Origin of the sequence: Actinoplanes sichuanensis (genome assembly GCF_033097365.1) — a bacterium.
Taxonomy (GTDB): Bacteria; Actinomycetota; Actinomycetes; order Mycobacteriales; family Micromonosporaceae; genus Actinoplanes; species Actinoplanes sichuanensis.
The window spans coordinates 3,208,992-3,234,661 of record NZ_AP028461.1 but is presented as its reverse complement, the minus strand read 5'-3'; the positions used below and the strand labels follow the sequence as shown (position 1 = coordinate 3,234,661).

Below are 25,670 nucleotides of genomic sequence, written 5' to 3'. Positions count from 1 at the left end.
GTCCCCTCCTTCTACAGGTAGTCGCGCTGTCCGCGCTTGCCGTCGAGATACTGCTCATGCGCCGCCCGGACGGTCTCCAGGCCGGAGACCTCGGCGACCGGGACGTCCCACCAGGACTCACTGCCCGGCGAGTCGACCATCGGGTCGGTGTCGACGTGCACGACCGTGACGCCGTCGGTCTCGCGTGCCTTGGCCAGCGCCTGGCGCAGCTCGTCGACGGTGCCGGCCCGGAAGACGGTCGCGCCGAGACTCGCCGCGTTGGTCGCCAGATCCACCGGCAGTGTGCCGCCGCCGAGACGTCCGTCCTGGTCGCGGTAGCGGTAGGCGGTGCCGAACCGCTGGGCGCCGACCGAGGCGGAGAGCCGCCCGATCGAGGCATAACCGTGGTTCTGCACGAGGACCACGATCAACTTCACCTGCTCCTGTACGGCGGTGACGAGCTCCTGCGCCATCATCAGGTAGGAGCCGTCGCCGACCAGGACGAAGACCTCCCGGTCCGGGGCCGCGAGTTTCACGCCCAGCCCACCGGCGATCTCGTAGCCCATGCAGGAGAAGCCGTACTCGACGTGGTAGCCCTTCGGGTCTCTGGTGCGCCACAGTTTGTGCAGGTCACCGGGCATCGAACCGGCGGCGCAGACGACCACGTCGCGGGGGCCGGCGGCCTCGTTGACGGCGCCGATCACCTCGGTCTGGGCCGGGAGCGGCTGGTTGCCCAGGTGGTAGGCGCGTTCCACGGTCGCGTCCCAGGCCTGCGCCCGGTCCCGGGCCCGCTCCTGGTAGCCGGGTGCGGTCCGGTAGCCGGCCAGGGCATCGATCAACGCCTCCAGCGCGGCCCGGGCGTCGGCGACCACGGCCTCGCCCGAGTGTTTCGCCGCATCGAAGGACGCGATGTTTACGTTAACGAAGCGGACCGTCGAGTCCGCGAACGCGCTGCGTGACGCGGTGGTGAAGTCGCTCCAGCGGGTGCCGATGCCGATCACCACGTCGGCGTCGCGGGCGAACTCGTTCGCGGCCACGGTTCCGGTGGCGCCCACCGCTCCGAGCGCGAGCGGGTGGTCGTACCGCATCGAGCCCTTGCCCGCCTGCGTCTCGGCGACCGGGATGCCGGTCGCCTCGGCGAGGGCCCGCAGCGCCTCGGTCGCCTCCGAGTAGATCACGCCGCCACCGGCGACGATCAACGGGCGCTGCGCGGTGCGGATGAGCGCGACCGCACGGGCCAGGGCGCCCGGTTCCGGGAGGGTGCGCGGCACGTGCCAGACCCGCTTGCGGAACAACGGGTCCGGGAAGTCGTACGCCTCGGCCTGCACGTCCTGCGGCAACGCCAGGGTGACCGCGCCGGTCTCGGCCGGGTCGGTGAGGACCCGCATCGCGCCGAGCAGCGCCGAAGGCAGCTGCTGGGCCCGCCAGATCCGGTCGTAGAAGCGCGACACCGGCCGCAGCGTGTCGTTGACGCTGACGTCGAAACCGCGCGGGTCCTCCAGTTCCTGCAGCACCGGGTTGGCGACCCGGGTGGCGAACACGTCACCCGGCAGCAGCAGGACCGGCAGCCGGTTGACGGTGGCCAGGGCGGCGCCGGTGACCATGTTGGTGGCACCCGGCCCGATCGAGGTGGTGCACGCCAGCGTCGACATCCGGTTACGCATCCGGGCGAACCCGGCGGCCGCGTGCACCATGCCCTGCTCGTTGCGGCCCTGCCGGTAGGCGACCGCGTCCGGGTCGGTCAGCTCGGCCTCCAGCAGCGCCTGGCCGAGACCGGCGACGTTGCCGTGGCCGAAGATGCCGAACCAGCCCTCGATCAGCCGGTGCTCGACGCCGTCACGCTCGGTGTGCTGCGCGGCCAGGAACCGCACGACGGCCTGCCCCACGGTGAGTCTCATCGGTCCTCCTTCTGGAAGGGCAGCCTCTCGTCGATCGCCTGGCCGGCCCACGTGTCGCGGACCCAGGCGTGCTCCGGCTCGTCCTCGATCACCCAGGCCCGCTCCCCCGGCCCGGCCATCACGTTCAGGTAGTACAGGTCGTAACCGGGGGTGGCCATCGACGGGCCGTGCCAGCCGTTCGGGATCAACACCACCTCGCCGGTACGGACCTCCCGCACCCCGTCGGCGCGCTGGTAGGCGGGCCCGCCCCCGGCCACCTCGAAGTAGTAGATCTCCTCCAGGTCGTCGTGCCGGTGGGGCGGATACGACGACCAGTTGCCGCCGGGGGTGAGCACCTCGCAGGCGATGATCCGATCGGCGTCCAGCACGTCGGTGGTGGCGAAGTTGTTGACCTGCCGCGAGCAGACCCCCGCCCCGCGCAGCTCGATGCGCTGCTCGGCGACCGGGATGTGCCGGAACGGCAGCCGCTTCGCGGCCCGTGCCGTGGCCAGCGCGAACCGACCGCCGTCGGTGCTGCGCAGGGTCAGCGTGGACTCGATCGGCACGTACACCACGTCGGTCGGCCCGTCGAAGACGCTCGCCCGCCCGGCCAGATCCGCCTTGTCACCGTCGGTGGTCACGGTGACCGATCCGCTCAGCGGCACCACGACCACCTCGTCGCCGCCGGTCGCCTGCTGATACTCGTCGCCGGGGGCGAGCACCACGACCCGCAGGCCGCTGTAGCCCCAGCCCGCCGACTCCGGGGTCACGTCCAGCCGGATCACGCCGCCACCCCCGTCCGGACCAGCCGCACCGCGGCGTCCACCGCGCAGGCCACGTCACCGTCCGGCGGATAGAGCAGGGCCCGACCCACCATCAGCCCCCGCACGCCGGGTACGGCCAGCGCCTTCCCCCACGACGCGTAGGTCTCCTCCGGTCGGCCCGACGGATCACCGCCGAGCAGCAGCGCCGGCATCGTGGTCGCCGCCATCACCGCCTCCATGTCCTCCACGACGGGCAGTTTCAGCCAGGTGTACGCGCTGGTACCGCCCAGTCCCGCGGCGATCGCCACCGATCGGGCCACCGCCGCCGTGCTGAGGTCGTTGACCACCGAACCGCTGCTGCCCCGCTTCGACAGGAACGGCTCGACCATGGCGAGGAGCCCGTGCGCGGCCAGCTCGTCGACGGCGCGGGCGCTCGCCTCCAGGGTGCGCACGCTGGCCGGGTCGTCCGGGTCGATCCGGACCAGCATCTTGCCGCCGTCGAACCGCATCCGGGCCACCGCCGCCGCGTCGTAGCCGGTGAACCTGTCGTCCAACTCGAACACCGCGCCCTGCAGGCCGCCCCGGTTCATCGAGCCGATCGCGATCTTGCCGTCCAGCTCGCCGAGCAGCAGCAGGTCCTCCAGCACGTCGGCGGTGCCGAGCACACCGTCCACACCGGGGCGGCGCAGCGCGGTCCGCAGTCGGCGCAGCAGCTCGTAGCGGTCGGCCATCGCGCCGCCGTCCCCGCGCACACCCAGCGCCCCGCGGGCCGGGTGGTCGGCGGCGACCAGCATCAGCCGGTCGTCCGGGTCGGTCAGCAGCGGGCGGCGCACCCGGCGGGCGGCGGCCTCGGCGATCGCCTGCGGGCGGGTCGCGCGCAGGCCGCGCAGCGCCGCGAAGTCGTCGTTCCCCAGGTCGTCGTCAGACACGTCCGGCCTCCATGACCTTCTCCACCTCGGCCGTGGTCGGCATGGCGGTGGAGCATTCGAGGCGGCTCGCGACGATGGCGCCGGCCGCGTTGGCGAAAGCGATGGTGCGGTCCAGGGGCCAGCCGTGGAGCAGGCCGTGACACAGGGCGCCACCGAACCCGTCCCCGGCGCCCAGGCCGTTGACCACGTCGACTTCGGTGGGCGGTTTCGTCACGCTCTCCTTCGCGGTCTTGGCGAGGACCCCGGCCGGGCCCATCTTCACCACGGCGAGTTCCACGCCGGCGGCCAGCAGGGCGTCGGCGGCGGCGTCCGGGTCGGTCTCGCCGACCGCGATCGCGCATTCGGTGAGGTTGCCCACGGCCACGCTGACGTGCGGCAACGCCTCCTGGACGGCGGCTGTCGCCTCGGCCGGTGAGTCCCAGAACATCGGTCGATAGTCGAGGTCCAGGACGGTCAGCGGGCGCCGCCCACGGGCCTGCCAGGCGGCGTGATGGGCGGCGTTGCTGGGATCCTGGGACAGGCCGGTGACGGTGGCCCAGAAGACGCCGGCGTTCGTGATCGCGTCCAGGTCCAGTTCGTCCGGCCGGATCATCAGGTCCGGGGCGGTCGGCTGCCGGTAGAAGTAGAGCGGGAAGTCGTCCGGCGGGAAGATCTCGCAGAATGTGACCGGGGTCGGCAGGCCGTCGACCGCGGAGACGAACCTGTCGTCGACACCCAGCTCACCGAGTTCGCGGTGCACGTACGTCCCGAACGGGTCCCGGCCGACCCGGGTGATCACCGCGGTGCGGCGCCCGTGCCGGGCGGCGGCGACCGCGACGTTCGTCGCGCTGCCGCCGAGGAACTTGCCGAACGAGGTGACGTCCTCCAGGCCCACTCCGGTCTGCAAGGGGTAGATGTCGACACCGACACGTCCCATGGCTATGACCTCGAAGTCCCGCATCACACCTCCGATTACGGCAAGATGTCGCGAACGTTTCCGCCGCACGTGTGAGCAGCCTCTGCCGCCATGTTGATCACGTCAATAGTTTGTATTGACATTCTTCTGAACGCACTGACAAACTTCCGCGATTGTCACCGTTGAGGGGGTGCCACCGATGCCCATGCCACCTCTCGAGATCGACCGCACCAGTCCCGTACCCATCTACTTCCAACTCGGCCGGCGCCTCGAAGAGGCCATCGACCGTGGCGAGCTCGTGCCGGGCGAACGCCTGCCCACCGAGATCGAGCTCGCTGAGACATTGGACATCTCCCGGCCCACCATCCGCCGGGCCATCGAAGAACTCGTCAGCAAAGGGCTACTCACCCGCAAACGTGGCGTCGGCACCCGGGTCACCGACGTGCAGGTGCGCCGACGGGTCGCGCTGACCAGTCTGTACGACGATCTCGCGGCGGCCGGGCGGCAGCCGCAGACCACCGTGCTGCGCTTCGACCGCGACTGCGTGGACCGGCACGCCGCCCGGATGCTGGGGCTGCCCGCCACCGAACGGCTCGTGCACTGCGAACGGCTACGCCTGGCCGACGGGGTGCCGCTCGCCGTGCTGCGCAACTGGCTGCCACCCCGGTTCGCCGACCTGACGGTCGAGGCCCTCAACAACCGCAGCCTCTACCGGATGATGGCCGAATGGAACGGCCGGCCGTCCGTCGCCAAGCAGCGGATCACGGCCAAGGCGGCGACGCCCGCGCAGGCCCGGCTGCTGGACATCGGGCAGCACACGCCGCTGATCAGCATGCAGCGCACGTCGTTCGACAGCACCGGCGCCACCGTCGAATACTCCGACAACCTGTACCGGGCCGACCACTACGCCATCGAGGTGACCGTCTTCAACCGCTGACCCCGCCGCCGATCTCAGAGCGGGCCGCATCGAACCGCCCAGCGGTACACCACGCCCCCTCCCGATCGAAACCGATCGCCCGGCGACCCTTCCCGGCACCACTCCCCTGGCCGGGAAGGGCTCGTGGTGTGCCACCCGCTGGGCGGGTAGGTGACACGAGCCGGCAGCGCGGGGTTTCCGAGCAACCCCCGAGATACCGCAGCGGCTGGGCGGGTCATCGGCGGGATCGGGTCGAAGGCGCCGAACCATCGGCAGATTCGCACATCATTCAACACCGGATGCCGACGGATCGGTCCGGTTGACAGCGGCATTGAATGTTGCGAGTGTGCGTCCGCTGTGTTTCTTGTTTGTATCTGTTCCTTTCCGGGGGCACTCGATGTCATTGAAAGCTCGCGCTCTGCTCGGCACCCTACTCTTGACTCTTGGATCTGTGAACGTTCCCACATCGGCGGTCGCGGGGCCCCGACCGACCACCTGCGCCACCACCGGGTCGGTCGACTTCGGGGTGGATCTGGCCGGCGGTGGATGGAAGTTCACCACCGGTGACGACCCGGCGTGGTCGGATCCGTCCTTCGCGGACACCTCCTGGCGGGACTGGACCGTCCCGGACGACTGGGGTGGCCACAGCGACCTCAGCTCGTACGACGGATTCGCCTGGTATCGCAAGACGTTCACCCTCCCGGCTCGGCCGGACGGGGTCACCGACGCGGCGGTCGTCGCGGCGCTCGGCAAGATCGACGACGCGGATCAGGCGTTCCTCAACGGGCAGCCGATCGGGCGGACCGGCGGCTTCCCGCCCGAGTTCGACTCCACCTGGGAGGTGCCGCGCGAGTACTACCCGGCCGACGGCCTGCTGAAGTGGGGCGCCACCAACGTCGTCGCGGTGCGGGTCTACGACGGCACCGGGGGCGGCGGCTTCTACCAGGGGCCGGTGGGGCTCTACTCGAAGGCGCGGCTGCGTGCCCTGGCCGGCGACACCGGGACGGCTGCCACCCGTACCCAATTGGCTCACGCCTGTGCCGTCCTGGACCGGCAGCACCGCGCCGTCGCCGCCGGCGACGTCCGCGGTTATGCCGCAACGCTCGACAAGGGGTTCTTCCACCAGGGCGACACCGCCGCCCGGCGGATCGCCGACCTGCGGGAGCTGCTGAAATCCGGGCCGGTGACGCTGACCGACGCGCAGGCCGAGGTGTACGTGGACGCCCGCGGCCGCCTGGTCGTCGACACCATCCGCACCTGGACCGGGCTGCCGCCGACCCGCGAGCTGCTGTACATCGACCCGCGCCGGGCGGTCGAGCTCGGTGACCGGTCGCGGTTCTTCCGGGACGACTACGCCTCGGCGGCGATGGGGCGGCGCACGCAGTTCAACGTCTACCTGCCGAAGGACTACACCGGTACCGGCGGCAAGCGGTTCCCGGTCGTCTACATGCTGAACGGCTTCAACGGCAGCAACATCGAGTGGGAGGCCCGCGACATCGACACGGTCCTCGACCGGCTCGGTGTCGAGGCGATCGTGGTGTTCCCGGACGGCGGCAGCGGCTGGTACGTGGACACGTCGGCCGGGAAGTACCGGACGATGATCGTGGACGAGATCGTGCCACTGGTCGACCGGGCGTACCGGACGATCCCCGACCGTGACCACCGCGGGATCAGCGGCGTGTCGATGGGCGGGCAGGGCGCGTTCACGCTGGGACTGACCAACCCCGAGGTGTTCAGCTCGATCGCCAGTCACATGGGTGCGCTGAGCCTGCCGCCGCTGGTCGGCACGTCCGCCGAGCAGGCCGCGAACGCCGGGCTGCGACCGCTCACGCTGGTCGCCGGGATGTCGGCGGCCGACCTGAACCGGCACCGGTTCTACTTCGACGGTGGCGACTCCGACGAGTACCGGTTCGGGGTGGCGGCGCAGCAGATGAGCACGGCGCTGGCCGCGAAGGGGGTCAGGCACGACTACCAGCTGGGTGCGGGGCGGCACGACGACGCGTACTGGATGCCGAAGTTGGACCGGTCGTTCGCGCTGCACGCGGAGCAGTTCGCGACACATCCGGTCCGGCGGTGACCGCGGTCACATCCCTGACCGAAATGAGGATTCCTCGCATCCGTGTGGCGGCACAGAATGCGGCATGGACTCGCCATTGACGACCATCGGGCTGCCCATCGCGCTCGGCATCATCATGCTCGGGCTCGGCCTGGGCCTCACCGTCGCCGACTTCCGCCGTGTCCTGCAGTTCCCGAAACCGGCCCTGATCGCACTCGCCTGCCAGGCGCTGCTGCTACCGGTGGTCTGCTTCGGACTGGTCGTGGCGCTCGACCTGCGACCCGAACTCGCCGTCGGGATGATGCTGCTCGCGGCATCACCCGGCGGCACCACGGCCAACCTGTACAGCCACCTGTTCGGCGGACACGTGGCGCTCAACGTGACCCTGACCGCGGTCAACTCGGTGCTCGCGGTGGTCACCCTGCCGGTGATCGTGAACCTGTCGGCCGGGTACTTCCTCACCGACGGGGCCTCGATCGGGCTCCAGTTCGACAAGGTGCTGCAGGTCTTCGCAATCGTCCTGATCCCGGTCGCGATCGGGATGGCGGTCCGGGTATTGCGCGAGGGCCTGGCCGACCGGCTCGCCCGGCCGGTCAAGATCCTGTCGGTGATCGTGCTGGTCGCGGTGATCGCCGGGACGCTGCTGAAAGAGTGGGACAACATCGCCGACTACGTGGTCGCGGTAGGCGTGGCGGTCCTGGTCTTCAACATCATCAGCCTCGCCGTCGGGTACGGGGCACCGCGCCTGGCCGGAGTCGGCCGGCGTGAGTCGATCGCCGCCGGCATGGAGATCGGCATCCACAACAGCACCCTGGCGATCACCGTGGCGGTCAGCCCGGCCCTGCTGAACAGCACCGAGATGGCGATCCCGGCGGCCGTCTACGGCATCGTCATGTTCTTCACCGCCGCCGCCTTCGGCTATCTTGTCACCCGTCGACGCGAGGCGGCGGTCAGCAGCGCCTGAGGATCGGAGCGGCGTCCTGGACGAGCTGTGGTGGATCGGCGGTTCGCCGTGTTCGGGCAAGAGCACCGTGGCCGCGCAGATCGCCGCCGCACGTGGGACGGCGGTGTATTCCTGCGACGACGCCTTCGAACGACACGCCGACGCCGGGCCGGTGCTGCGCAAGGTGACCGCGATCGGTGTCGGCGAGCGGCTGGCCCAGCCAATCAGAGCACAGGTCGACGATGTGTTCGAGCTGTACCGGGAGGAGTTCCCGCTGATCCTGGACGAGCTTCGAGCGGCCGGAGCGGGCACGGTCGTCGAAGGCGCCGCCCTGCTGCCCGAGTTGCTCGCCGGCATCGGCGTGCCGGCTGAGCGGGCCGTGTGGATCGTGCCGACCGAGGAGTTCCAGGTCCGGCACTACCGTGGGCGGGCCTGGGCGCACCGGCTGCTGGCCGGGCTGGACCACCCGGAGGAGGCGTTCGCCAGGTGGATGCGCCGGGACGCGGTCTTCGCCCGGGCGGTCGCCGATCAGGCCCGCGACCTGGGCTACCGGGTGGTCGTGGCCGACGGCGGTCCGATCGGCGCGATCGTGGCCGGCCTCCTGCGGTCCGGTTCCTGACCGAGATCACCGACGAACCGGCCTGCCGTACGCTCGAAATCCCCCAAAACTAGAGATATCACCTCACCTGACGGATGAATGTCGCACCGGTTGTCCGTGATCGGTGTCCTGTCCGGGCCACGGTGGTGACTCGGGGTTCCTGGAGGGAGGTGAGCGGCGTGGACGGTGCGGTCCGGGTCGAGACAGTCGAAGGTGGCCGGGTGCTCGTCGCGCTCACCGGCTCGGTGCTGCTGGCCCGCCCGGCCGACGTGCTGCCGCAGGTGGAGCGGGCTCTGAAAGCCGACGACATCACCGGGGTGGACGTCGATCTGACCGAGGTCAGCGCGCTCGACTCGTCGGGTGTGGCCCTGCTCATCCTGCTCCGGCGCCTGACGGTCCGCGCCCGCACCGAGTTCCGGGTCCGCGGTGCCCGCCCGGAGATCCTTCAGCACCTCAACCTGGTCGGCGTGAACGCCCTGCTGGGCCTACCGACGACCGCCGCAGCCGACGACCCCGGAACCGGACCGCCCGCCCCGGACACCGCCGTCGTGACGGTCTTCTCCGCACCGTTCGACGTCCAGGGCGTCAAGGCGATCCGGGAGCGCCTCTCCAGCTACGCGACGAGCTGTGGCCTGTCCGGATTCGATCACTACAAGCTGATGCTCGCCGCGACCGAGATCATGGCGAACGTGGTGATGCACGGCGGTGGCCACGGCACCATCGACGTCGAACGCCTCGCCGACCGGCTGCGCATCCGGGTCACCGACCAGGGTCCCGGCATCCCCCGCCGCCGCCGGATGGTCCGGCACCGCCCGCGTCCCGGGCGGATCGGCTCGTCCGGCCTGTGGCTGGCCCGCAAGGTGTGCGAACGGGTCGACATCAGGACCGGGCCCGGCGGCACCACGGTGCTGCTCACCTACGCGCTGTCCCCGCACGACGAGTAGAGCGGTCGCGGCGGCGTGGCGGGCGTACCGGACCGGGTCCCGGAGGTCGACGTGGCCGGGACGGACTTCCTCATGGCTGCCTACCGTGTCCTCGGGCAGTCGCTCAACCTGCAACGCAACGCACGAGCCGCGGCCGGCTTGCCGGTGCCCGCACTGGCCGGCGTCGCCGCGCTGATCGTCACCCTCGGGCCGAGGCGGCTGCGCTGGTGGATCCGGGACTCGCACACCGCGGTCGACGGACCGGAACGGATGCCGGTCCGGTCGGGCGACACCGCGCCGGACGACCTTCCGGACTGGATCCGGGTCGTCCTCGCCGACACCGACGGGCCCTGGGTGCGGTCGCTGAGCCTGGACGGGTGGGCGCTACCGGACGGCGGCAAGAATCACGGACACGGCGCGGTGGTACGGCTGCCCTGCGACCATTTCCGGCCGGGCGTGCTGGTGCTGTTCCGTGACCAGGACCGCCCGCCCTTCACCGACGCCGACCTGTCACTGGCGGCCCGGTACGGTCAAGCCGTCGGCCGGGCCGTCACGGCCGCGCTGCTCTACCGGGACCAGGTCCGGGTCGCCGACGCCCTGCGCACGGCGCTGAGACCGACGCCGATGCCCGAGGTGGCCGGGCTCGACCTGGCCACCGCATACCGGCCGTCCCTCGAGGCGATGCAGATGAGCGGCGACATCATGCACGTCGAGCTACTCGCCGACGACGGTGCCCTGTGCGTCGTCGGCGACGTGTGCGGCAAGGGCATCGACGCGGCGGTGGCCGGCGGCCGGCTGCGGCAGTCGCTGCGGATCCTGCGCCGGGTCACCGAGGAACCGCTGGAGATCCTGACCGTCCTCAACGACGCCGCCATCGACCTCGGCGGTGAGGCGTCCACCCAGTTCAGCACCATCGTCGTCGGCTCGGCGCGGGTCACCCGGGACGGCTCGGTGCTGCTGCGCCTGGCGGCCGGCGGGCACCTTCCGCCGCTGGTCGTCCGCCGGTCCGGTGAGGTGGAGGCGGTGCGCATCGGCGGGATGATGCTCGGCGCCGACCGAGCCGCTCGGTTCGCCGAAGCGGTGATCTGGCTCCAGCCCGGCGAGACCTGCGTCGTCTACACCGACGGGGTGACCGAGGCCCGCGGCCCGGCCGGGGCGATGTTCGGCCAGGACCGGCTGATCGCACTGCTCTCCGGGTACGCCGCCGCGCCGGCCGCCGTGGTGGCCGAACGGATCGAGCAGTCGGTGGTCGACTGGCTGGCCGAACCCGATCACGACGACATCGCGGTGCTCGTGCTACGGGCCCGGCCGGCCCCCGTACCGGAAGCGTCCGGAGGACCGGCATGACTTCGACCGCTCACCCCGAATGCCCGGTCCTGCTGGATCTCCTGCTGGCCGCGGACGAGCCGGCCGCACTCCGGCTGACCGGGCGTCTCCTGGCCTCCGGCGCCACCCCGGAGGACGTGCTGCTGCGCCTGATCGCGCCGGTCCAGGCCCGGATCGGCGAGCTCTGGGCGGACGACTCCCTGTCCGCCGCCGACGAGCACGTGGCCAGCTACATCTCCGAACGGATCGTGCTGTCCTGCGCCGGGACGCAACGCCCGGCCGAACGTTCCGAACGCCTGGTGATCGCCTGCGCGGACGGTGAGTGGCACACCCTGCCGTCCCGGCTGCTCGCCGAGTACCTGCGGCTACGCGGCTACCCGGTGACCTTCCTGGGTGCCAGTGTCCCGGCCGCGCACCTGACCTCTTACCTGCAGAAACACGAACCGGCCGCGGTGCTCGTCAGTGTCTCGCTGCCGGTCCGGCTGCCGTCGGCCCGCCGTTCGGTGCTGGCCGCCCGGCACGCCGGGGTGCCGGTGCTGGTCGGCGGCCGCGGCTTCGGCCGGACCGACCGGTGGGCACACCGCCTCGGGGCCGACGCGTGGGCCGCCGACGCCGTCTCGGCCGCCGCGATCCTGGAGACCTGGCCCCCGCCCGCGGCCCCGGACGGCGGCTCCGCACTCGGCAACCTCGCCGACGAGGAGTACGCCCGACTGGTCACCGAGACCCCCGGCCTGGTGCTGACCGCACTGTCGGTCCTGGAGCGCTGGTTCCCGCCGATGCGCGGCTACACCGGCCGACAGCGGGAGGCCACGGCCGACGACCTGAACCACATCGCGGCGTTCCTGGCCGCCGCCGTCTACGTGGACGACGAATCCCTGTTCGCCGACTTCGTGTCCTGGCTGGCCGGCATCCTGGCGGCCCGCAAGGTCCCGGCGGCCGGCGTCGACCTGGTCCTGGAACACCTGCAGAAGACCTTGGACGGCCGTCCCCGCACCGCCCGGATCCTGACCGCCGGCCGCACCGCCCTGCAGGCCCACTCACCCAGCTGACAGCATGCTGAGCAGGTGTTTCGTGTCGTGGACGGCTCCGAAGCGGGGCAGGATCACGGTCCGGGCGTGGTCGTGTTCGGCGGCCGTGGTGCCGCTCATCGCGTCGGCGGCGAAGATCACCTCGAAGCCGTGGTCGGCGGCGGCCCGGGCGGTCGACTCGACGCCCATCGTGGTGGCCAGGCCCGCCATGATCACCGTGTCGACGCCGTGTGCGCGCAGTTCGTCGGCCAGGCCGGTGCCGTAGAAGGCGCCGATAGTGCGTTTGACCACCACGACGTCGCCGGGAAGGGGCTGCAGCTCGGGCACGAATCCGCTGCCGGGTGGCTGTTCGGTGACGTTCGGGCGCTCGACCCGGACCAGGACGACCGTGCCGCCGGCGGCGCGCAGGGCGGTGGCCAGCTCGGCGGTCCGGGCGACCACGTCGGCGCCGCGGTGCGGGCCCATGTCCTGGTCGACGAGGCGGGGCATCAGGTCCACGGCGATCAGAGCCGTCCGGGCGGCGACGAATGTCATGGACGGCAGCCTATGGTTTAACGCCGCGCGCCGTGGGGGTACTGCGTCGCCGCTCGACCTCCCCCACCACTAGGAGCGGACATGTCCATCCAGGGACTCTTCTATATCATCGCGATCATTCTGCTGGTCGTGGCGGCGCTGCCGATCAACACCGGCCGGATCAGCCTGGGCCTGCTGGCGGCGGCGTTCGCCCTGCTCGGTTACTCGTGGGACACCATCACCGGCACGGTCTCCTGAGACTAGTCGGCGAGGACGCAGAACACGTTGCCCTCGGGGTCGGCCAGGACGGTCCACGCGACATCGCCCTGGCCGACGTCGGCGGCGGTCGCCCCGAGGGCGTGCAGGCGGCTCAGCTCCACCTTCCGACCCTCCCGGGGGTACGGCAGCAGGTCCAGGTGGAAGGCGGAGCGCGTACCCGATGATCGAAGGAATTCGAGGTAGGGTCCGGTGCCGTCGGCGGAGCGCAGCCGGGTGAGATCGGCGGACGACTCGTGGACCGCCCATCCCAGGGCCTGACTCCAGAACCGGCCCAGGGCCCGCGGGTCGGCGCAGTCGACGACGATCGCGGCGATCGGCCCGGTGTCCCGGTAGACGTCGCGTGGCTCCAGCACGCAGAACACGTTGCCCTCCGGGTCGGCCAGCACCGCCCACGGGACCTCCCCCTGACCCACGTCGGCCCGGGTGGCGCCGTGTCTCAGCAGGTCGGCGACCAGCTCGGTCTGATGCGCGGCCGAGGTGGTCGCCAGATCGAGATGCAGCCGGCCCCGCCCGGCGGCCGGGTCGGGCACGCCGATGAAGTCGAGACAGAGCGCGCCGGGTGCCGGCCAGGTGAACCCCGGCGGCCCGGCGGCGGTCGCTCCGGGCCGGTCGCTGAAGACGGTCCAGCCGAGTGCCCGGGCCCAGAACCGGCCGAGCGCCGAGGTGTCGCGGGCCTTGCCGTTGACCATCGCGAGCCGCACCACCATGGCCCCGATCCTAGGGCCGCGGTGTACGCCGTTCGTGAGCATGTCCGACAGGTCGGCTCCGCTGAGCGCGTGAAGGTGTGATGATCGACGACGATGACGGCGACCCTGGCTCACCTCCTGGTTCCGTCGCGGGCGATCGTGCTGGCCTGCGGCGGGTTCCTGGATCAGTGGCGGGCACTGGGCGAGCCGCTGTCCGTCCGGTCGCTGCGGGCGGCACAGGCGGGCGGCGCACACCTGCGGGCGTGGCTGGCCGAGGCGGTGGCCGTACCGGCCGGGCCCGGGAAGTTGACCGTGACCGCGCAGACCAGGCCGGGCGCCTTCGAGGCGGCCGAGACCATCGCGTCGATCGACGTGGACCTGGATCTGCCCTGGCCGGTAGTGTCGGCCGGCTCGGCGCCGGTGGCGTTGGGCGACCTGCCGGTGGATCCGTGCGGGATGGTCATCGGGGACGCGGTGGCGCTGGACTCGTGGGTGGGTTTCCTGCCCGCCGCCCGCAGCGTCGACGGGTTGGCCGACCTGCGGATCAGCGGCCGCGGCGAGGAGGAGGCCTGGCTGCGCTACGGCGCCCGGCCACTGCCCGCGGTCCGGGACCGGCGGTTGCACGGCTGGCTGGATCTGCCGGTCGCGGTGGCGTTCGAACGGGCGGCCGAGATCAACGAATGGGCGGTCGCTCACGGGCACGCCGCGCACCTGGCGTACGTGGAACCGCACAGCCATCACCATCTGGCGATGCGGGCGGGACGGCTGGATCCGCTCGGCACCGGGGTGATCGAGGTGGCCGGCTGTGGGATCGTCTGGGCCGGTTGGTCGCCGAGTGAGCTGCGCCGGTTCACCCCGGGGCGGGCGTTCGGGCAGGCGTACCCGGTGACCTTGGAGAACGTCGAGGGTCGCGCCACGCTGCGGTGGACCATCCCACCGGCCGCTACGCCTATCGTGTGATCCCGTGAGCAGGGTGACGGTGGTGGGTGCCGGGGTCGTCGGGTTGAGCGTCGCTCATGAGCTGGCCCGGGCCGGGCACGAGGTGGGGGTCGTGGCGGCCCGCGACGCGGTGGACAGTGTGTCGGGGGTGGCGGCGGCCATCTGGTTCCCGCACGACGTGGACCATTCGGCGGCGGTGCTGGATTCGGCGGCGGTCACCTACCGGCGGCTGGCCGAACTGGCCGGGGATCCGCGGACCGGCGTGCATCTGCGCAGCGGGACGGTGCTGTCGCGGCGGCCCGGCGCGGACACCTCGTGGACACGGGCGGTCCCGCACACCGAACCGGCCGGGCCGCACGGGCTGCCGGCCGGGGCGTCCGGGATCAGGTGCACGGTTCCGCTGGTGGAGACGAACACCTACCTGCGCTGGCTGCGGGCCACGGTGGCCGGGCTCGGGGTGGGCTTGCGGACGGCCGAGTTCGCGTCGATCGGTGACGTGCTGCGGCAGGACGACGCGGACGTGCTGGTGGTGGCGGCCGGGCTGCGGTCGGCGGCGCTGCTCGGCGACGACGACGTCAGTTTCCCGATCCGCGGTCAGGTGGTGCGGCTGGCCAACCCGGGGCTGACCGACTGGATCACCGACGACGACAACCCGGGCGGGCTCACCTACGTGGTGCCCCGGCGCGACGACGTGGTCTGTGGCGGCACCGGGGACGTCGGATCGTGGGACGAGCGCCCCGACCCGGACGTGGAGGCGGCGATCCTGCGGCGGGTCACCGAGCTGGTGCCGGAGCTGGCCGGGCAGCCGGTGCTGTCCCGGGCGGTCGGGCTGCGGCCGGGCCGGTCCGGGGTGCGGCTGGCGGCGGTCGGCGGCCACGACCGGCCGGTGTTCGCCTGCTACGGCCACGGCGGCGCCGGTTTCACCCTGTCCTGGGGTGACGCGTCCCGGGTCGCCGCCATGGTGCCGTAGAGGTCGGTCAGTACGAGGTCGACGGGTCGAAACCCACCATGCCGAGTGCGCTGGTCAGTGCGATGGCGATCACCATCGTCACGCCGATCAGGAGGGCGAACCCGATCAGTGTGATCAGCAGGGTCCGTCCGAGGATCACGAAGCTGGAGACCATCGATTGCCACAGGGTCGGGTACGTGATCGGCGTGACCCGGAACCGATCGGCCGGGGACAGCACTCCCCAGCGCTCGTCGGACCGACCGTCGACCTGCCGATTCGTCGTCGTCATGATGTCGCCTCCTTTGGCCACAACACCCCTTTGGGATGCCTGGACCATCGGCGGGTCGGCGGGTGGGATTACGGGACCTTCGGCCTGTTTCCGGGGTCCTATTTCCGGGTGATGGGCACACAGTTCCCGGTCTTGTAGGTCTCGTCACCGTCGGCGACCAGGCCGTGCCCGGCGAGGGCGATCCGGGCGCAGACCTTCGGGTTGTCGGCGATCGCGCGGGTGTAGCGCTTGTCGCCGGTGTCCAGGACCGACGGGTTGCGGTCCTCGACGTACCACTCGCCCTGGTCGGCCTTCGGGGCGTGCGCGCCCATGTCGTGATCGGCCGGATAGGTGCCGTCACCGCCGTAGACGTGCAGGTGGTAGCCGCCGCTGACGTCCGGGGTGGAACCGGCCCAGTCGACGTCGTAGTCGATGGTGAGTTTGCCGTCCTCGACCACCGCCGAGGTCAGGCAGACCCAGCGCTGGTTGGCTTTGATCTCGTCGGTGCACTGTTCGTCGGCGGGTGGTGCGGACGAGGTGACGACGCTGGGCGACGGGCTGCTGTTCTGGGCGGTGAGTTGGCCGCCCGGGTCGTCGTCGAAGCCGTACTGGGCGTAGGCGATGCCGGCGGCGGTCAGGACGGCGGCGAGGGCGGCGCCGGCCACCGCGAAGGCCCGGCGGCGGTTGCCGCGGCTGCGGGCCGGTGGTTTGTTCTCCGGACCACGCGACGGTACGACCGGAGGTCGCGCCGTGGGCCGGGCGGAGGCACGTCCCGCCACCGGGGCGGGCGGGACGGCGGGATTGGGCGGCAGGTAGCTGGTGGCGGCCGTGTTGACCGGAGGCGCCGGCGGCGAGATCGGGGCGGGCGGAACGCTGACCGGCCGGGAGGCGACCGGTGGCACCGGCGCCACCGGGGTCGGGGTGACCGGCACGGGCCGCGGCGGCGTGACCGGAGCGGAACGCGGCGGCGGGGTGACCGGGGCGGACCGAGTCGGCGGCGGGGTGACCGGCGTGGAGCGCTGCGGAGGGGCGGCGGCACGACCGGCGGCCGGGCCACGGCTCTGCGCCGGAGTCCCGCTGGCCAGCCACGACGCGCCGAGGGCGACGGCGTGTTTCGGGTGCGCGTCGACCGCCACCGGCCGGTTGAACTCGGTTGCCACCAGCTGGGCGACGATCGGCATCCGGGACGAGCCGCCGACCAGCAGGATCGAGTGCAGCTGCTCGGGTGTGCAGTCGGCCGACCGCAGGGCCCGTTTCAGGGCTTCGACCGACCCGTAGAGGGCGGGCCGGACCATGGCCTCGAATTCGGCGCGGGTCAGCCGTACCTCGGTGGCGAAGTTGGGCAGCAGCACCGGAATCGTGGTGTCGGTGTCGGCGGAGAGGGCCTCCTTGGCGTTGACGCACTCCTCCCGCAGCCGGGCGACGGCGGCGACGGCCGTCGAATCGTCCTCGTCGAGTTCGGCCAGCTTGCCGCCGAGAGCGGCCTGGACGTGGCTGAACACGGCGGCGTCGAAGTCGATGCCGCCGAGGCGTTCGATGCCCTCCGGGCGGCCCAGGATGTCGAACCCGAGACCGGTCTTGCGCAGCACCGCGGCGTCGAAGGTGCCGCCGCCGAGGTCGTAGACGGCGACGATCGCGCCCGGGTCGATGCGCTGCTGCTGGGCGTAGCTGACCGCGGCCGCCTCGGGTTCGGTGGTGTAGAGGATCGGCCCGTCCAGGTCGGCCATCCGCACCGCCTGGCGCATCAGGTCGGTCTTGTAGGGACCCCAGTTCGCCGGGTAGGAGATGCAGGTCGACGACGGTTTGCCGCCCTCACGGGCGGTGACCTGGTCGGCGACGGCGCGCAGCAGGCGGGCGGCGAGCGCCTCGGCCGACTGCGGTACGCCACCGAGCAGGATCGGGGTGGTGTCGCCCATCCGGCGTTTGAATTCGCGGGCGACGCGGTGCGGTTCGGTGAGCCCGCGCCGGCTGGCCGCCTCACCGGTCAGGAACGTCTCGTCCTCGCGCAGCAGCACCACCGACGGGATGGCGGCGCTGCGGCTGCCGAGCGGGACGATCTCGGCGTGCCCGTCACGCCAGGTGGCGGCTGCGGTGTAGGTGGTGCCGAGGTCTATGCCTAGTGCGTACATCGCCGCTTGCTCCACATCGTCGGGTTGGGGGTTGCCGCGGGGGTTTCCCCGAGGCTGTCGGGTCGGGTGAGCTCATAAGGTGGAGGCATGGAACCCCTCCGCGACGTGTTCGCCGGGCTCGCCGGAACCGGCGGTGACCCGGGCGACTTCCTGCGGGAGCTGCCGGCCGAGCTGGTCGCCGAGGCGGTGGCCGGCTTCGCCGAGACCGCGCCGCTGGAGGTCGCCGAGCATCTGGCGCCGTTCGTCGGGGCGCATTTCGACACCGGCGACGCGGGCGGGACGTGGCTGGATCTGCTGGCGTCCGCGCCGGTTCCGGAGGAGGCCGCCGGCCTCGAGGATCAAGACCTCGGATTCGGTACGGGCTCCGCGGAGGCAGTGGACGACATGAGGTTGTTCGACGTCCACGATGACGGGATCGACCTCGGGGTCGACGACGAGCCCACATCCGCCGTCGAGCACGGACTCGACGGTCCGGGCGGGGACGACACCGCCGAGGCCTGGGTGGATTTCGGGGCCGACGACGACGCCGACGGGGAGCCGGACGACGACGCCGATCTGCCGGGCTGAGGCCGGGTGGCTCATCGCCGCTGGTCCAGCCGGGCGAGCATGCCCTCACAGGAGCGGATCGCGATCCGGGCCGCCACGGTCATCTCGTAGGAGGTGAGCGGGTTCTCGGCGCGGCGCTGCCAGCGGGCCAGCGCGTTCAGACAGGTCGCCGACTGCTCGGCGGCCGGGGCGTCCGGCGGCAGGTGCAGGCGTTCGCTGGTGGCGTTGCCGGAGCCGCCGATCAGGCGTTCCAGGTCCTCGATCACGTCGGGTTTGCCGGTGATCCACCCGGCGCGCAGGCTGGACAGCACCCGCAGTTCGTTGAACGGGTGGGCGGACGCCATGATCTCCTCGACCGCCGCCGACACCGCCTCGCCACCGGGGCGTGGGCGGGCGCGGGTGATCTCGGCCAGTGCGAGCAGCGCCGAGCGTGACTTGAGGATGTCCCGGCGCTCCAGGAACAGGCTGCCGATGATGTCGCGGAGCTGGGTCAGGCCACTGCGGTCGGCCAGCTCCTTGGACAGCGCCGAAGCGGTCGTGGCGACCTCACGTCGAAGCAGGGTGCTCGTCAGCCGTACGCCGAAGAGTCCGAAACGGGTCAGCAACGCGACGCGTTCCAGATCGGTGAGGCCGAGCTCGGGCATGGCCGACGCGAAGCGGTCGGCGGAGAGCAGCAGTTCCTCGGCCTGCTTGACCGGCAGCGCGGCGACCCGGCGTAGCTGGGCGACCTCGATCTCGGTGAGCGTCACCGCGGTCTCGGCGAGCAGCCCGGCCACCGGGACCACCGATTGGACGAGTCGTCGCACGTTGGCATCGGTGCCGAGCCGGGCGGCGATGCGCCGGGCCGAGGCCATCGAGTCGGGTCGGCCGGCGCCGATCTCGTCGGCGCGCGACAGCACGCCGATGGCGTTGACCGGGCTGGGCCGGGAGACCTCGGTGTCGTGGAAGGCGCGCAGGAACTCGATGTCGCCCGGATGCAGGTGCCGCAGCAGGTAGACGACGGCGTCGGCGGGGGTCTCCTCGTCGTCGGGGACGAGCAGGTCCCAGGTGTGCCGCGAGTTCTGGTCGGAGAGCGACCCGATGCCGGGCGTGTCGATCAGGGTCAGGGTGCGCAGCGCTCGGGCCGGCCAGGTGACGGTGAGCTGGTCGATCGCGGCGGCGTCGAGGCCGTCCAGGTCGACGGTGACCGGCCCGTCGTCGCGGGTGAACCGCAGGGTGCGTGTCTGACCGTTGCGGATCAGGGCTTGGACCTGGTAGGCGTGGCCGTCGCGGTACCAGGTGACGATGCGGGTGCACTCGCCCGCGTCGGTGGGTGCGAGCCGCTCCCCCACCAGGGCGTTGAGCAGGGTGGACTTGCCGGCTTTGACGCGCCCGGCGACGGCGACGCGCAGCGGGGCGTCGAGCCGGTCGCGGACGGCGGTGAGGCGGGCGGCGTCGGCGGTACCCCGGTAGACGGTGATGGCCTGGCCGAGGACTTCGCGGGTGCGGTCGGTGAGGTTCACTTGGCCACCGCTTCGGCGCGCTGCCGCAGCTGCTGGATGCGGGCGAGTTCGGCGTCCACGTCCTTGAGGCGCTTGTCCCGGTCGGCCTGGGTGCGTTTGGCGGCGTCGGCGGCGCTGGTCAAAGCCTGGGCGTTGGCCCGGTTGAGTTCCTCGGCGAGGCCGCTATAGTGGTCGCGCAGTTGGCGTTGCACCCGGCGCAGGGTGTCGCGGGAGTCCTTGTTCGCCACGAAGCTGACCTCGTCGCAGTAGCGGCGGATCGCGTTGCGGGCCTCGCCGCGGCGTTTCTGGATCTGGCGTTTCTTCTCGTCGCGCAGGCCGCGGTGGCCCATCACCAGCCCGATGCCGATGCCGATCGGGCCGAGCGAGACGCCGATCATGCTGCCCAGGATGATGAACATCAGCGCGCCGCCGTACGCGCTCTTCAACGCGACCATGGCCTGCTTGGTGATCCGCATCCGCTCCAGGTCGATCTTGTGCTGGAAGTCGGCGACGCTGGCCATCGGCGTCGGGTCGGTCACCGACGGCCGGCGCATGATCATGGTGGACGCCTCGTGGAAGTGGTCGCCGACCCGCAGCCCGAGCTCACTGGCCCGGATACGCAGCAGCTCGTAGTTGGCGAGCAGCTCGTTGGCCATTCGGGACTGCATCCACGCCTCCATCTCCGGCCAGGTGTCGGCCGGGTCGCCCGCCTCGATCGCGGTGTCCGCCTCGGCGATCACCACGCGGACGCGGGCCCGCAGGTCGTGGTCGATGTCGGAGGTGAGGTCGGTGATGCCGTCGCTGAGCGTCTGGTTCCATTTGGCGGCGGCGCTCTTCAGGGACTCGACCCGGTCCTTGACGCCGGTCAGTTCGCGGACCACCCGGGCCGCGGCCTCCGGGTCGGCGAGCGCGGCGCGTTCGGCCTGGAACCGGCCGTCGAGCTGGTCGCAGAGCGCGAGCACCTCGGCGGCGGCGTCCTTGACCAGGCGGTCGGCGGCCGACGCGCCGATCCGGTCGGTGAGGAACTTGACCAGCCCGGTGAAGCCGGACTCGGTGTTCAGCGCGGTGTCGTTCGCCTTCACCGCCCGCGACCGCAGCGCCGACGACACCGGCATCAGCGGCATCGGGCAGTGCGCGGCCAGGTGTTGCTCGTTGAGGTCCCGGATGCGCCGCCACGCCGGGTAGAAGTCGGTCTTGGTGACGACGCACGCCACCACCGGGCACAGCGCCCGGGCGCGTTGCAGGAAGTCGACCTCGCTGCGGGTCAGCTCCTGGGCGGCGCCGGTGACGAACAGGACCGCGTCGGCCATCGACACGGCGGCCAGGCTGGCCGCGGCGTGCGGCGAGCCCAGTCCGCCGACACCCGGGGTGTCGACCAGGACCAGGCCGCCGGCGAGGATCTTGCGGGGGATGCGGATCTCGACACCCGACACCCGGTCGGTGTCGCTGTTCTCCAGCACGTGCCTGCGGACGTCGGCCACCGGGATCGGCTCTCGGCGGCCCGGCTCGTACAGCAGGGCCGCCTCGGGTTTCGCACCGTGCCGCACGTAGGTCGGGACCGCCGTGGCCACATCGTCGTCGACCGCGCAGACGGTCGCGCCGACCAGGGCGTTGACCAGGGAACTCTTGCCCTGTTTGAACTCGCCGGCGACGACCACGTGCAGGACCGGGTCGGCGAGGGACTCCTTGGCGGCGGTCAGCCGGGCGGCCGTGTCGGGGCGGTCGTACGCCGTACAGGCTCGCAGTGCCAGCTCGATGACGTTGACCGCCTTCGCGACGTCGGCCACGGGTTCCTCCTGGTCGGGGTTCAGGCGCCGATGACGGTGTCGTCGCCGCTGACGATGCTGTCGTCGATGTCGGTGTTCGTGTTGGTGGTGTCGATGTCGGTGACGGTGGTGTCGTTGTCACTGACCGTCGTGTCGTTGTCGTTGATCGTGGTGTCGTCGTCGGACACCGTGGTGGTGACGGTCGTGTCGTTGTCCTGGAAGCTGTCGTTGTCCTGGGACCCGCTGGCGTCGCCGTCGCCGGCCGAGATGGCCGAGCCGTCGTCCACGGTGTTGCCGGAGACGTTGGTGGCGTCGCCGTCGCCGAAGGTCACCGCGCTGTCGTCGATCTCGGCGTCCGGCAGGTTGGCCACGTCGCCGTCCCCGAAGTTGAACACCGACTCGTCGACGTCCCCGTCGACCTGCGCGGTCTGGTTGCCGTCACCGACCACCGCGTCGTCCAGCTCGTCGGCCACGATCCCGGTGTTGACGCCGGTGTTGACCGCTCCCGAGATGTCGTCGCCGGCCTGCACGGCACCGTCACCGGTGTTGGCCTGACCGAAGTTGTCGCCGTCGATGACCTGCGCGCCGTCGCCGGAGGCCGAGTTGACGTCCCCGTCGATCACCGTGGAGCCGTCGCCGGTGGCCGCGTTGACGTCGCCGTCGCCGCTGTTCGCCACGGCGCCGTCACCGGTGGCCGCGTTCACGTCGTCCCCGCCGGCGACCGCGCCGTCCCCGGAGGCGCTGACGTTGGAGGCGTCGATGTCGCCGAAGACGTTGCCGTCCACGTCCAGGTCGAAGCTGTTGTCGGTGACGTTGGTGACGTCCAGGTCCAGGTTCTGGGTGATCGTCTCGTCACCCTCGTAGGTGGCGTAGGTGACGTAGTTGAGGTGCTGCACGACGTGCTCGACGGATGGCGACCCACCGGAGTGCGCGGGCGGAGCCGACGAGCCGGTGTAGTTCTGCAGGGCCGACCGGGCCTCGGCGGGCACCTCGGGCGAGCCGGCGGCCGCACCGACGACGGCGGAGACGTCCACGCCGGACAGGTCGACATCGGTGACACCCTCGGCGGTCAGGGTGCCGTTGGGGTCCTCCGCGTACCGGGCGGCGAAGTCCCGGTCGGACATCAGGTTGACGACGAATTCCCTCAGCATTTCGGTGGCACTGGCGGTCATTTCTCTTCTCCTCGCTCGGTGTGGCGTCCCGTTCCTTCACCCGGGCACGGCACCAGCGTGCGACCCGCAACCCGGTCCGGGCATCGGGGTGTCCCCCGTGGTATAGGGGGTTCGCTAGGGGATCTCACAGTCTCGTGTCCGAGATCCAACTCACAGACCAGCCGAACGGCGTTCTTCGGGGGCCGGTCAGGCGTCCAGCAGCTCCCGCAGAACGGCCAGCAGTTCGGCCCGGGAGTTGGCGCCGACCTTCGCCCGGATCCGGGCCACATGGTGCTCGACGGTCTTCGGCGAGATGTAGAGCTGAGCGCCGATCTCCCGGTGCGTGCTCCCGGCGAGCACCAGCCGGGCCACGGTCACCTCACGCTCGGACAGGCCCCCACCGCCGGGCCCTTCGGGCTCCGGTTCGGACAGTTCGCGGGCACGTTCCAGCAGGCGGCGGGCGGCAAGCCCATCAGTGGTACGGATGGCCGCCTGCCCGGCCAGCCGGGACGCCTCCCAGGGCAGTTCCGCCGCCTGCAGGTCCTCGGTGGCGGCCAGTACCGCCGCGAGGTCCACCACGCCGGCCAGGACCTCGGCCCACCGCTGAGCGGAGACGGCCAGCGCCCGAGCCCGGGCCGGCGCGTCGACGGTGGCGTCGACCGCGGCCAGTCGGGCGGCGACCTCGGCGGCGGCGGCCGGGTCGTCGGCGGCGACGGCGGTCTGCAGGTGGATCCAGTCGAGGGCGATCTGCCAGGTGGGTGGGCGGCCGAGCCCGGCGACCACCTGATCGAGCAGTTCGAGGATCGGGGTGACCCGATGAAGGCGCCGCAGCCGGGCCGCCGCGACCGCGAGCTCCTCGATCGCCTCCACCTGCCAGAGATCGACGGCCCGACGCGCGAGCAGCGGTTCCACACCGGTCCAGGCGTCGCGCAGCCCGGCGATGTCGCCACGCCGCCGGGCGATCCCGGCGGCGAGGGCGGCCCGCAGCAGCCGGTCCCGCCCGGCCGTCTCCCCACCGGACCGGCGCAGCTCGTCCAGCGCGGTCTCGTACCGACCGGCCCGCATCCGCGCCCAGGCCAGCAGAAGCCGGTGCCGCACCTCGGCGACCGGCCCGCCGACGCCGGCCGCCCGGGCCCGCTCCAGCAGATGTTCGGCCGACCCGACGTCCCCGGCGGCGACCGCCAGGATCGCCCCGATCGCATGCGGCGTGTCCGGCAGCACGACCTGCACCGAACTGCGCTCGACCGCCTCCGCCGCCTCGATGATCAGCGGCAGCGCGACCTCGGGCTCCCCCGCGGCGACCACCCCCTCAGCGAACCGCACGAGTCCCGCCGGCGTCCCCTCACCCCATCGGGCGACGCTTGCCGGCGCCTGCTCAGCGAACCGCGCAAGTCCGCCCGGCGTCCCCTCGGCCGTTCGCGCAACGCCGGTCGCCGCCTGCTCAGCGAACCGGACGAGTCCCGTCGTCGCTCCCCCTCGCGGTCCGGAAGCTTCGGCGGCGCGACCGACTCCGATCAGGAATGGGATCGCCAGGGTCGGGCCGGGAGCCGGAGCGGCGAGTAGGAGGTCGGCGGCCCGGGCGGCGCGGCCGTCGTGGGCTGCCACGACCCCGGCCACCAGGGACAATCGGGCGGTGGCGGCGGGCGGGAACGAATCGGCCGGGGTCAGGTCGTCGAGATCCACCGGCAGGCCCAGGAGCAGGGCGGCCTCGGCTCGTCCCGGGAGCACACCGGCCGGGTCGGCTCCGGCGTCGGCCGCGTCCTCGTACCAGCCGAGGGCGATCGTGGGATCGGTGAAGCGCAACCGCTCCGCCGCGTCCCGGTAGACGGCGGCCGCGGTCGGTGTCATCGCGCGGGCCGCCCGGAGCTGGCCCGCCGCGACAACCGGATCGGCACCGACGGCGATCATCGCACCGGCCACCACGTCATGGACCCGTCGACGTTCCGCACCAGACAACTCCGCCATGATCGCCTCGGCGACCACCGGAATCAGCCGCTCCCCACCCGGCGAAGCCGAGCCGTCCGGCGAAGCCGCACCACCCGACGACGCCGAGCCGCCCGACGGCGCGGGGGCACCCGACGGCGCGGGGGTGGCGGCCAGCAGGCCCTCGTCGCGGAGCGTTCGGATGATCTCGGCCAGCTCCGGCGGCTCGATGCCGCAGGCGGTGGCGATCAGGTGGTCGGTCAGGTCGAGGCGCAGCGCCAGGATCCGGGCGGCGGAGGCGGCCGCCGGCTCCAGGAGGGCGAATCGGCGCTGGACCCGGGCCAGCAACACCGGCGGAACGCCCGCGGGTGTGGTCGCCAGCGCGACGGCGAGCGCGGGAAGGCCGCCCGAGGCCTCGAACACCGCCGTGGCGACCTCGGGTGACACCGGGCGGCCGGTCACGGTGGCGACCAGGCGCGCGACCCCGTCACGATCCAGCGGGGCCAGGAGTTCGACGCCGTCGGCGGAGGCGGCCTCGTCGAGTTCGGCCAACTCGGGGCCGGTGATCGTGGGGCGGCGGGCGATCGCCACCGGCGTGCCCGCACGGGCGGCGGCGGCGAGGATCTTCAGGGCCGACGGGTCGAGCCGGTGCGCGTCGTCGACCAGGACCAGACGATCGTCCGGGACCGGCGGTGCGGTGAACCAGGTGACCGGCCCGCTCGCGGTCGCGGCGAGCATGCGCAGCCGATGGGTACGCCCGGAGCCGTCCACCCCGACCACGACCGTCACGCCAGCCACCGCCGTCC

General features: G+C 72.0%; 23 protein-coding genes. 11 read left to right on the top strand and 12 right to left on the bottom strand.

Features of this window, described 5'->3' with window-relative positions; genetic code table 11:
- Window positions 1-11: 11 nt before the first annotated feature.
- The 4 genes from iolD to iolC are packed head-to-tail and all read right to left on the bottom strand — an operon-like array spanning window position 12 to window position 4,489.
- Window positions 12-1,877, bottom strand: coding sequence for a 3D-(3,5/4)-trihydroxycyclohexane-1,2-dione acylhydrolase (decyclizing) (gene iolD, locus Q0Z83_RS14550; RefSeq protein WP_317794438.1), 1,866 nt, complete (start codon window positions 1,875-1,877; stop codon window positions 12-14).
- The gene (gene iolB, locus Q0Z83_RS14545) at window positions 1,874-2,641 is read right to left on the bottom strand and encodes a 5-deoxy-glucuronate isomerase (RefSeq protein ID WP_317794437.1); all 768 of its coding nucleotides are present in this window, start codon (window positions 2,639-2,641) and stop codon (window positions 1,874-1,876) included. The genes iolD and iolB overlap by 4 nt, the downstream gene beginning before the upstream one ends.
- Window positions 2,638-3,549 (bottom strand): Cgl0159 family (beta/alpha)8-fold protein, encoded by a 912-nt coding sequence (locus Q0Z83_RS14540; RefSeq protein WP_317794436.1) that lies wholly within the window; start codon window positions 3,547-3,549, stop codon window positions 2,638-2,640. Before Q0Z83_RS14540 ends, iolB begins: the two co-directional genes overlap by 4 nt.
- Window positions 3,542-4,489, bottom strand: coding sequence for a 5-dehydro-2-deoxygluconokinase (gene iolC, locus Q0Z83_RS14535; protein ID WP_317794435.1), 948 nt, complete (start codon window positions 4,487-4,489; stop codon window positions 3,542-3,544). The genes Q0Z83_RS14540 and iolC overlap by 8 nt, the downstream gene beginning before the upstream one ends.
- A 154-nt stretch (window positions 4,490-4,643) precedes the next feature.
- Here iolC and Q0Z83_RS14530 point away from each other — a divergent pair, with 154 nt between their 5' ends.
- From Q0Z83_RS14530 to Q0Z83_RS14500, 7 genes are all read left to right on the top strand, one after another.
- On the top strand, window positions 4,644-5,381 hold the full coding sequence (locus Q0Z83_RS14530; RefSeq protein WP_317794434.1) for a GntR family transcriptional regulator: 738 nt from the start codon (window positions 4,644-4,646) through the stop codon (window positions 5,379-5,381).
- Between the two features lie 430 nt (window positions 5,382-5,811).
- A complete protein-coding gene (locus Q0Z83_RS14525) occupies window positions 5,812-7,437 on the top strand; it encodes an alpha/beta hydrolase (protein WP_317794433.1) in 1,626 nt (541 codons plus the stop codon).
- A gap of 64 nt (window positions 7,438-7,501) precedes the next feature.
- Window positions 7,502-8,380, top strand: coding sequence for a bile acid:sodium symporter family protein (locus tag Q0Z83_RS14520; protein WP_317794432.1), 879 nt, complete (start codon window positions 7,502-7,504; stop codon window positions 8,378-8,380).
- Between the two features lie 67 nt (window positions 8,381-8,447).
- Entirely contained in the window at window positions 8,448-8,978 is a 531-nt protein-coding gene (locus tag Q0Z83_RS14515; RefSeq protein WP_317794431.1) for a hypothetical protein, read from the top strand.
- Window positions 8,979-9,136: 158 nt separating this feature from the next.
- Window positions 9,137-9,901, top strand: a complete 765-nt coding sequence (locus tag Q0Z83_RS14510; protein WP_317794430.1) for an ATP-binding protein — start codon at window positions 9,137-9,139, stop codon at window positions 9,899-9,901.
- A 72-nt stretch (window positions 9,902-9,973) separates the two neighbouring features.
- Window positions 9,974-11,227 (top strand): PP2C family protein-serine/threonine phosphatase, encoded by a 1,254-nt coding sequence (locus Q0Z83_RS14505; protein WP_317794429.1) that lies wholly within the window; start codon window positions 9,974-9,976, stop codon window positions 11,225-11,227.
- Window positions 11,224-12,255: a cobalamin B12-binding domain-containing protein gene (locus Q0Z83_RS14500; RefSeq protein WP_317794428.1), complete on the top strand. Its 1,032-nt coding sequence runs from the start codon at window positions 11,224-11,226 to the stop codon at window positions 12,253-12,255. The genes Q0Z83_RS14505 and Q0Z83_RS14500 overlap by 4 nt, the downstream gene beginning before the upstream one ends.
- Here the strand turns inward: Q0Z83_RS14500 and Q0Z83_RS14495 are convergent.
- A complete protein-coding gene (locus Q0Z83_RS14495; protein ID WP_317794427.1) occupies window positions 12,244-12,768 on the bottom strand; it encodes an isochorismatase family protein in 525 nt (174 codons plus the stop codon). The genes Q0Z83_RS14500 and Q0Z83_RS14495 overlap by 12 nt on opposite strands.
- An 81-nt stretch (window positions 12,769-12,849) precedes the next feature.
- On the opposite strand from Q0Z83_RS14495, the gene Q0Z83_RS14490 reads away from it, so the two are divergent.
- On the top strand, window positions 12,850-13,005 hold the full coding sequence (locus Q0Z83_RS14490) for a hypothetical protein (protein WP_317794426.1): 156 nt from the start codon (window positions 12,850-12,852) through the stop codon (window positions 13,003-13,005).
- Between the two features lie 2 nt (window positions 13,006-13,007).
- Here Q0Z83_RS14490 and Q0Z83_RS14485 read toward each other — a convergent pair whose 3' ends face one another.
- Window positions 13,008-13,733: a VOC family protein gene (locus Q0Z83_RS14485; protein ID WP_317794425.1), complete on the bottom strand. Its 726-nt coding sequence runs from the start codon at window positions 13,731-13,733 to the stop codon at window positions 13,008-13,010.
- Between the two features lie 93 nt (window positions 13,734-13,826).
- On the opposite strand from Q0Z83_RS14485, the gene Q0Z83_RS14480 reads away from it, so the two are divergent.
- Entirely contained in the window at window positions 13,827-14,672 is an 846-nt protein-coding gene (locus tag Q0Z83_RS14480) for a hypothetical protein (RefSeq protein ID WP_317794424.1), read from the top strand.
- Between the two features lie 4 nt (window positions 14,673-14,676).
- A complete protein-coding gene (locus tag Q0Z83_RS14475; protein WP_317794423.1) occupies window positions 14,677-15,621 on the top strand; it encodes an FAD-dependent oxidoreductase in 945 nt (314 codons plus the stop codon).
- Between the two features lie 7 nt (window positions 15,622-15,628).
- On the opposite strand, the gene Q0Z83_RS14470 is transcribed toward Q0Z83_RS14475, so the two are convergent.
- Together Q0Z83_RS14470 and Q0Z83_RS14465 are read right to left on the bottom strand one after the other, a co-directional pair.
- Window positions 15,629-15,889 carry a hypothetical protein gene (locus Q0Z83_RS14470; protein ID WP_317794422.1) on the bottom strand — a complete coding sequence of 87 codons (261 nt, stop codon included), beginning with the start codon at window positions 15,887-15,889 and terminating at the stop codon, window positions 15,629-15,631.
- Window positions 15,890-15,987: 98 nt separating this feature from the next.
- The gene (locus tag Q0Z83_RS14465; protein ID WP_317794421.1) at window positions 15,988-17,997 is read right to left on the bottom strand and encodes an Hsp70 family protein; all 2,010 of its coding nucleotides are present in this window, start codon (window positions 17,995-17,997) and stop codon (window positions 15,988-15,990) included.
- Between the two features lie 87 nt (window positions 17,998-18,084).
- Here Q0Z83_RS14465 and Q0Z83_RS14460 point away from each other — a divergent pair, with 87 nt between their 5' ends.
- Window positions 18,085-18,564, top strand: a complete 480-nt coding sequence (locus tag Q0Z83_RS14460) for a hypothetical protein (protein WP_317794420.1) — start codon at window positions 18,085-18,087, stop codon at window positions 18,562-18,564.
- A gap of 11 nt (window positions 18,565-18,575) precedes the next feature.
- Here the strand turns inward: Q0Z83_RS14460 and Q0Z83_RS14455 are convergent, their stop codons facing one another.
- From Q0Z83_RS14455 to Q0Z83_RS14440, 4 genes are all read right to left on the bottom strand, one after another.
- Window positions 18,576-20,045 (bottom strand): dynamin family protein, encoded by a 1,470-nt coding sequence (locus Q0Z83_RS14455; RefSeq protein WP_317794419.1) that lies wholly within the window; start codon window positions 20,043-20,045, stop codon window positions 18,576-18,578.
- Entirely contained in the window at window positions 20,042-21,811 is a 1,770-nt protein-coding gene (locus Q0Z83_RS14450) for a dynamin family protein (RefSeq protein ID WP_317794418.1), read from the bottom strand. The genes Q0Z83_RS14455 and Q0Z83_RS14450 overlap by 4 nt, the downstream gene beginning before the upstream one ends.
- 20 nt (window positions 21,812-21,831) lie before the next feature.
- Window positions 21,832-22,962 carry a hypothetical protein gene (locus Q0Z83_RS14445; protein WP_317794417.1) on the bottom strand — a complete coding sequence of 377 codons (1,131 nt, stop codon included), beginning with the start codon at window positions 22,960-22,962 and terminating at the stop codon, window positions 21,832-21,834.
- 186 nt (window positions 22,963-23,148) lie between these two features.
- On the bottom strand, window positions 23,149-25,653 hold the full coding sequence (locus Q0Z83_RS14440; RefSeq protein WP_378079315.1) for a helix-turn-helix transcriptional regulator: 2,505 nt from the start codon (window positions 25,651-25,653) through the stop codon (window positions 23,149-23,151).
- Window positions 25,654-25,670: the final 17 nt, after the last annotated feature.